Genomic DNA, 7,747 nt, shown 5'->3' on the forward strand with positions numbered 1-7,747 from the left:
CATCTTTTTGATTTTTTGTAGACACTCTGGCATAGATAACTGTTTTTCGAGCATCGTTTACAGTATCTATGCCTTTAAATTGAAGATATTGGTCGTATGTATAATAGCGCCTATCAGTTAGAGTTCGGTTTGCTTTTAAAGTGCCTTCTCTATCCCAACGTTGTAACGTCTTGACGGAAACGCCTAATAATTCAGCAAAATCTTTTGGTTTGTAATTTGTGATATTCGATGTATTCATATTATATACTCCTTTGAGTATATTTAAACACATTTAATCACATTTAACAATATTATTGATCACTTAATTTATTCTCCTCAAAACTGTAATCCCGCATGAGCACCTGGCCGCAGGACAGGGATTTTGAGCGTGATCTGTAATTCTTTATATCCTGCATGGTACAGGATTCCCTTCCCCATGCATGGTCAATCATGTATTCAGCTAGGACACCGAAATTCTTGTACAGCATCTTTTCAGGGAAAATAGCGATATCTCCCTAGGTATACATGCCAAGGGAATTAAGTCTCCTTTGGGTCCCGGGACCAATCCTCCAGAAATCAGTTAAGGGCCTGTGTGTCCATAGCCTTCTTTTAAAGGATTCCTCATCCAGCTCTGCTATGAAGTCAGGAGAGTGCTTTGCCAGGATATCAAGGGCTACCTTTGCCAGGTACAGGTTTGTACCAATTCCGCAGGTAGCCCTAAGTCCAAGCTTGTCCCTTATATCACCCATTATTTTTAAGGCAAGTTCGTGCGCTGATAATGAGTACATGACAAGGTAGTTTGTAACATCAAGGAAAGACTCATCTATGGAATAAACATGGATGTCTTCCTTTGCAACGTAGTTAAGGTATATTCCATAGATGTCAGCGGAGATATCTATGTATCTCTTCATTCTGGGCGGGGCTATTATGCAGTCAAGGTGTTTGGGTATCTCATATATCCTGCAGCGGTTTTTTATCCCTAAGGCTTTCATGGCAGGAGTTATGGCAAGGCAGATGGTTCCTTTGCTTCTTTCCTTGTCAGCAACAGCAAGGAGTGCAGTCATAGGATCAAGTCCCCTGTCTACGCACTCAACGCTGGCATAAAAGCTTTTTAGATCGATAATAAGAAACTGTTTCGGAAGAGGAAATCTCATAAGGCAGCTCCTGTAAGTCTCCCTGACGAATCAATAAATGCATTTCTATCATCTATGTACAGGTCGCAGGTTATTTTTCTGCTGTTGTTCCCATACAGTTCAACGATTTCAGGAAGGTTATCATTGACTGCATCAAAAGAAAGCCCATGCTCGCTGCACCATTTTGTCGCATCTGAAAGTGCCTTCCCGGCGCGGCATGTCCAAAGGATCAGTTTGTTGCCAGCAGCTTTTTCCTTAAGCAGGTACTCAATAAGTGATGAGTTGGGATCACCCAGCTCAGGCCAGTTGCTAAAGCAAAGAGTTCCATCAAAATCAACAGCTATTATTTTATAATTTGTTTCCATAAGCATATCCTCGTGATATTTTAAGAACTGACGTTCCGAACATATGTTGGGTAGATATTATAATACACCAGCAGAACATATGTTTCAATCGAACATTTTATTAAATTTTTTGTGCGATATTATTCTTGAATTTTAAAACAGCACTGATGTAGAATACACAATGTTTGCAAAAAGGTATGGTAGAAAATACTATCTACTAAAGGGTAGAGGATAATCTTATGAAGTATATAAAACAGTTTTTGATAATACTTGCGTTTTCATTTACGGGGGAGCTTTTAAAGCTCATATTACCGTTTCCAATCCCTGCAAGTATATATGGAATGGCGTTGTTGTTTACAGCCCTGATCACAGGAGTGGTAAAGTATTCAGATGTTAAAGATGCTGGATTATTTTTGATTGAGATAATGCCGGTTATGTTTATTCCAGCAGGTGTTGGTCTTGTTACCAGCTGGGTTAATCTTAAACCGATCCTTATACCAGTTAGCATTATTACGGTTGTGACCATTATAACTGTAATGCTTTCTACCGGTTGGATATCACAGATTATTATCAGAAGGACGAAAAAATAAGATGAATGCTTTATTTCAAAACTCCCTGTTTGCAGGAGTCACATTAAGCCTTGTTTCATACATGATAGGAGTATTCCTAAAGAAAAAGTTCAAACTTGGGATATTCAATCCGTTGCTTATAGCCATTATCCTGTCCTGTGCGACTTTAGTGATAGGAAAAGTGGATTATGAAGTATATAACGAGGGAGCTAAATATTTAAGCTATTTGCTTACTCCTGCAACTGTTTGTCTTGCTATTCCTCTTTATGAGCAGTTCGAGCTTTTAAAGAAGAATTATAAGGCGGTTCTATTGGGCCTGTTTGCAGGAACAGTGACAAGTCTTGCAACAGTCTTAGTACTGTCTGTGTTATGCGGCTTATCCCATGAAGAATATGTGACGCTTTTGCCAAAGTCCATCACAACAGCTATTGGCATGGGCGTATCTGAAGAATTGGGCGGCTACGTTACCATTACAGTGGCGGTCATCATCATAACAGGTGTCCTTGGCAACATGTTTGGCGAATTTATATGTAAGGCTGCACATATTGATGAGCCCATTGCAAAAGGACTGGCTTTTGGTGCAAGTTCCCATGCCATTGGAACAGCGAAGGCAATCGAGATAGGTGATGTAGAGGGTGCAATGAGCGGTCTTGCTATTGCAGTATCAGGTATTTTTACCGTTCTTTTGGCTTCTGTTTTTGCGGGTCTGTACTGAGCTTAATTGTTTACATTACATGCAAATAATGGTATATTTTTACTGTTATTTGAAGTTTATTTCATATTATTATTGTTCGTATAATTCACTAAGGAATAAGACAGTTAGATAAAGCAACTAAAGGTTCTGGTATAATGCCGGAGCCTTTTTTCATATAAAGACTTAAGAGTTATTTAATGGAATTTGCCAAAGAAGTGGGTGATAATTGTTGTATACTAAGTGAACCAGGAAACAAAGACCGGAGAATGCAGATGGAAAAAACATTATCCAGATTCTACGATGAATACTCAGCAAACAGACAGAAGATATGGGAGACAAACCAGCATCTTCTTGAAGAGATGACCTTTAACAAGTGGAGAGATGTCCTTGTGGAGAGAGCAAGGATTACAAGGGATATCTATTCAGAAAATAACCGTTTTATAAAGGATATAAGGCACTTTCTTAAGGATGGTATAAATGAAAGCATTGCGGATAAGCTCTTCGAGGTTGTGAAAGGTTTTTACGATGGTGGCTATGATGACCTTTTTGTAATGAGAAATATATCTGAGCCTGCGATCAGGTTTTATGAAGAGCGCAGGGATTATGACAGGCTTTGCCACCTGTATAAAATGCTGGGGTATGAGTATTTCGAGTTCTACGGAAGGATTGACAAGGAGAATGGTGCTGATGAGGCAGTGCTATATTATGAGAAATGTATCGCCCTTAAGGAGCATTATAGAGAGATTAAGGATGCATCATCAAGGTTGTGCATCTTTACCGCGTATAATAACCTGATAACTCCCATAGGACAGACATCTTTAGAATATAAGAGCAGGATGTTCAGGTATTATTATGATGCAATGGATCTGTGGAATGAGGACTATGTGCAGGAGCTTGACGGCAAGGATGAAGATTTCCTTTCCTGTATAGGGCAGATCGAGACGGACATACTTTTTGCAGAAGAGTTTGTCGAGAAAATGCCACTGGATTTTACCATCGAGTTTGCTTCTGCTGTTCCATATATTAAGGAAAAATGGAAGAAGGAAGGAAAGCAGGATGAGGAGGGCTCGCTTTTCAGGGCAGAGATAAAATGCCGTCTGATTAAAGGCGAAAAATATGAGCCCCTTATAGAGGAGATCATAGACTACCTTGATAACATGGGTGATGTTGACTTTAAAAAAGATGAGGAAACATCATTGATAAAGATCATGAACTATCATAACTGCAGCTGTACTATTTTTTCCATATTTAAATGGAAGAACGTGGATCATGACATACGCAGGATGTATATGGACAGATTCTGCAAGAAGGTCACAGAGTTCCAGAAAAGGATTCCTTTTGGGGTATGGCCTGAACTGGTGGATGAGATGTGTGCCGAGTGGTTTTCGGAATATGCACCTTTCATTGAGGATGCTGCCGAGAAAAAGGATCTTCTTCTTAAGCTGGTTATAATCAGGCAGCCTCTGACCTATATTCATAGCCTGATGGTCAGTGAAATCGCAATGCGGATAGCCCGAAATCTTTGACAATATGAAATCCCCCTACAAGCCGGTCATTGATCTTATATCCATTGCAGATAGCATTGATGCTGCAACTGACATACTGGGGCGAAATTATACTGAAGGAAAGGATTTTGACAAAGTGTTTGAAGAATTATCCCTGGGAGCCGGAACCAGGTACAGCCCTTCTGTAATAGGGCTAATAAAGGATGACAGAAGTCTGTATGAGGATCTTAATTATCTGACACGGGACGGAAGATTTGAGATCTACTACAGGGCATATAAGGAAATCCTTTATATCTGAGGTATGACAGAGAAAAAGAGGTAAAAGCTTTTGGTTATGACAACGGGATATGTAAATCTATACGTTGAGATAAATCTGTTCTCACTCGTGCTTGTCTTGATTATCCTTCGCAGGACTCAGGGCGTATCTAGGATGGTGGAACAGAAAACATTTATGATGGGTATCATTTCAGAGATGGTATTCTTTGTGGCTGATACCATGGGTGTTCTTATCGGAAGTAGGACAATCCCTGGGTCAAATTCTGCACTTCTTATCTGCAAGACGATCTACTTTTTCTCAACCGCCATGATGTGTTTTTTGTGGTTTCTTTACTTTGAGTATCTGAGGGAAACCTTGTTTATCAGGGAACGGAGGAAAGTACGGTTATCCTCATTGGGAATCTGGATTTTCGGGCTTCTTCTTATTGGGAACATATTTGGAAAATACCTATTTTATGTAGAACCAGATGGGAGCTACCATAGGGGATCACTGTTCATACTGAACTATATCCTTCCATACTCTTATGCGTTTATCGTATGGCTGCGGCTTGTTGTTGATATCTTAAAGAAGGACAACCGACTAAGCAGGAAGCCGCAGATATTGCTTGCTTTATTTCCTGTAGCACCAGGAATTTCCGGTATAATTCAGTTTTTCTATCCGCGGGTTCCTGTTGCCTGTGTTGCCATGTCGCTTGCAACTCTTGTGCTGTATCTTAATTGGACGGAACAGCTGATATCCGTTGACCCTCTTACAAATATAAGCAACAGGAAGCAACTGGAATTATCTTTTAAGCAATGGAGCAAGAGCCTTGGCGAGGCTGAAAAGCTGGGCATCCTTCTTGTGGATGCTAACAATTTTAAACATATAAATGATACATATGGTCACACACAGGGGGATATTGCGCTTATAACCATAGCTGATGCGCTTAGACTTGGCTGCAAGGATATTGTGGGAAAATCTGTTATAGCAAGATACGGAGGAGATGAGTTTGTGGTTCTTTTGATCACAGATAGTGAGAGAGTATGTGATGAAATAAAGGAACAGATAAATAGGAGCCTTGTTGAAATGGTTTCAAGAAAAGATCTTCCGTTTGGACTTTCAGTTAGCATAGGAATGGCGGTATTCAGAGAAGGAGACTCTCTTAGGGGATTGATTGAGAGGGCAGATGAAGCTATGTATCGTGAGAAAGAACAACGGAAACAACAATGAGGGAATGAATATCCGGGAAATGCTTTAATTTTACATATTTATAAATAAATGGTATATTCTAATTGTTATTTGTAGTTTATCTAAGTTAATATTATTGTTTGTAGAGCCTTGGATTTTTCCAAGGCTTTTATTTTTGCAAAGAGCCAAAACAAAAATGGACCGAAGACCCCGTCCCCAGATTGTTGAAAATAGACCACAAACCCTGCCCCAAAGAAACCACACCTCCATACTCTGGTTTTGTCAAGTACGAAGTATGCATAAAATCATGCATATTCGGTAATTTATGCAACCATCAGGACATGTATACTTATAGTCCCATCTTTGACACCTAAAAAGCCGCAATCCCAGTATACATCTAGGATTCCGGCTTTATTTTTGCCTCGTGAAAAGCGTAATGCTGCGTAAACTTGTTAGAAAAGGAAGCCTTGCCTTCGGCAAGCCTCTGAATCTACGTTGCAGCCGGGCATCTATGCCAGGCCTGAGTTCATATCCGCTTGATTACCTTTTTATCATGAGCCATATATCTGTCAAGGCTGCGAAGCACCGCTGCGCGGCTACGGCCTTGACAGATATATGACTCATGAGGACTGTTTGACAAGCGGATATGAACTAAGGGTGTCCGACTAGCGGACCATTTGTCATAACCCTTTAGTTCTTCTGATTATTCCTGCCATTGACTTAGGAGTTATCAGTTCATAGTCAGTCCTGAATCCTGCATTTTCGTGTAGAGAGTCAGTCAGCTGTGTTCTTGTATAGCTTGGTATATATCCGTGTTCTCCGACTTTTCTCATATCCATTTCTCTTAGAGTTTTTATTATCTCCTCACAGGTATATTTATCACCGAGTTTCTTTTCAAGTATCCTATAGATCATAAGCGCTATGAAGCAGGTTAGGAAGTGAGCTTCGATCCTGTCATCCCGTTGCAGATATACAGGTCTTGCTTCGAACTCAGATTTCATTATTCTGAAGGACTCTTCGATTTCCCATCTGTCATGGTTTATCTTTGCTATATCGGCAGGATCGTCATCTAGGTTGGTGCATACTGCATAGAACCCGTCATACCTTGCTTCATCAGCAATGGCTGCTTCATCAAGTTCATAAATGGCCCTGTTTGCAATCTCTCCATCGTTTGTAAATGGAGTTTTCTTTATGAATCTCTTTGCATCATTCTGTGAGCGTTTGTCAGCTGATGATGGCTTTTTGATGAGCTTTTTTGCTCTTTCTATCTGGCGGCTTCTTACAGTCTGCTGGTATTCTTTGTACTTAAGAGAGTAGGTGACAATAATGGTCTGGTCGAAGGTGATGTCACGTTCTTCGTCATAGCCCTCAATCAGTTTCTGTTTATAGAAAATCTTCTTTCTGTTTTCCGGAGTGTCCTCAAGCTCAGATATATCATGTTTTTTCTTACTACCTTCAAGCTCCCAGCCTGTTGGGTCGAGACACCAGTCCTTCAGATTTGCTTTAAGCTTTTTTATTGACTGGGTAGTTATGAAGTTTCGTTCGCCATAATTGTTGAATTTCCTGTTTGCATCAGAAGAAAGCCCTGCATCGGTACATACGATAAACTTTGATAACTCAAAGTCACGCATTATCTGTAGCTCAAGAGGCTTTAAGGATAACTGTTCATTCTGATTTCCTGGATTGATGCAAAACGCGAGAGGTATCCCTGACTTATCCATGAACAATCCCATCTGTACTATGGGATTGGGACGGTGTTCTTTGCTGGGACCGTACTGCTTCAATCCACCTTCATGCTCCATTTCAAAGAAGTAGTTCGTGCAGTCATAGAAGAGGACACCGGTATTTCTTTTCACAAGTTTCTTAGAACGTTTGTAAAGCTCTGCCTGTATCATGTCTGAGTTTTCAGAAAGCGTGGTGAGGGCACGATAAACCTGGTGGAGGTCAAACTGAGGCTCCTCAATGAGTTTCTGAGACTGCTCATAGCAGGAAAGCTTTGATGAGGGGAAGAGTACTCTTCCATAAATAAGTCTTGAGAGTATGTTATCGAGATCATACTCGAAAGAATTCTCTTTCTTT

8 protein-coding genes and 1 pseudogene are annotated in these 7,747 nt (G+C 40.3%); 5 read left to right on the plus strand and 4 right to left on the minus strand.

Translation table 11 applies throughout. The annotated features are described in order from the left end of the window. The 3 genes and pseudogenes from G586_RS0116765 to G586_RS0116775 form a co-directional block, all read right to left on the minus strand. On the minus strand, nt 1-223 hold a 223-nt coding region (locus G586_RS0116765; RefSeq protein WP_242832047.1), incomplete at its 3' end, for a MerR family DNA-binding transcriptional regulator. A 79-nt stretch (nt 224-302) separates the two neighbouring features. After that, nucleotides 303-1,133, minus strand: a pseudogene (locus tag G586_RS23580) (Y-family DNA polymerase); the annotation flags it as partial. Beyond that, nucleotides 1,130-1,477 (minus strand): hypothetical protein, encoded by a 348-nt coding sequence (locus tag G586_RS0116775; RefSeq protein WP_026528632.1) that lies wholly within the window; start codon nt 1,475-1,477, stop codon nt 1,130-1,132. The gene G586_RS0116775 and the pseudogene G586_RS23580, both read right to left, overlap by 4 nt. Before the next feature lie 218 nt (nt 1,478-1,695). Between G586_RS0116775 and G586_RS0116780 the strand changes: the two genes are divergently transcribed. The 5 genes from G586_RS0116780 (at nt 1,696) to G586_RS0116800 (ending at nt 5,710) form a co-directional block, all read left to right on the plus strand. After that, entirely contained in the window at nt 1,696-2,046 is a 351-nt protein-coding gene (locus G586_RS0116780; protein WP_026528633.1) for a CidA/LrgA family protein, read from the plus strand. 1 nt (nt 2,047) lies between these two features. Continuing rightward, on the plus strand, nt 2,048-2,740 hold the full coding sequence (locus G586_RS0116785; protein WP_026528634.1) for an LrgB family protein: 693 nt from the start codon (nt 2,048-2,050) through the stop codon (nt 2,738-2,740). 251 nt (nt 2,741-2,991) lie between these two features. Then, a complete protein-coding gene (locus G586_RS0116790; protein WP_026528635.1) occupies nt 2,992-4,245 on the plus strand; it encodes a hypothetical protein in 1,254 nt (417 codons plus the stop codon). 4 nt (nt 4,246-4,249) lie between these two features. Further along, nucleotides 4,250-4,522, plus strand: coding sequence for a hypothetical protein (locus G586_RS0116795; RefSeq protein WP_026528636.1), 273 nt, complete (start codon nt 4,250-4,252; stop codon nt 4,520-4,522). A 36-nt stretch (nt 4,523-4,558) separates the two neighbouring features. Next, nucleotides 4,559-5,710 (plus strand): GGDEF domain-containing protein, encoded by a 1,152-nt coding sequence (locus tag G586_RS0116800; RefSeq protein WP_242832048.1) that lies wholly within the window; start codon nt 4,559-4,561, stop codon nt 5,708-5,710. A gap of 638 nt (nt 5,711-6,348) precedes the next feature. Here the strand turns inward: G586_RS0116800 and G586_RS23585 are convergent. Then, nucleotides 6,349-7,747 (minus strand): IS1634 family transposase (locus G586_RS23585; RefSeq protein WP_035773485.1); only part of this gene is annotated, 1,399 nt, incomplete at its 5' end.

It is taken from the genome of Butyrivibrio sp. VCD2006 (assembly GCF_000423925.1).
Lineage (GTDB): Bacteria > Bacillota > Clostridia > Lachnospirales > Lachnospiraceae > Butyrivibrio.

Coding starts and splice junctions, on each gene's coding strand:
- G586_RS0116800 (WP_242832048.1), top strand. CDS start 4,559: ATGACAACGGGATATGTAAATCTATACGTTGAGATAAATCTGTTCTCA.
- G586_RS0116795 (WP_026528636.1), top strand. CDS start 4,250: ATGAAATCCCCCTACAAGCCGGTCATTGATCTTATATCCATTGCAGAT.
- G586_RS0116790 (WP_026528635.1), top strand. CDS start 2,992: ATGGAAAAAACATTATCCAGATTCTACGATGAATACTCAGCAAACAGA.
- G586_RS0116785 (WP_026528634.1), top strand. CDS start 2,048: ATGAATGCTTTATTTCAAAACTCCCTGTTTGCAGGAGTCACATTAAGC.
- G586_RS0116780 (WP_026528633.1), top strand. CDS start 1,696: ATGAAGTATATAAAACAGTTTTTGATAATACTTGCGTTTTCATTTACG.
- G586_RS0116775 (WP_026528632.1), bottom strand. CDS start 1,477: ATGGAAACAAATTATAAAATAATAGCTGTTGATTTTGATGGAACTCTT.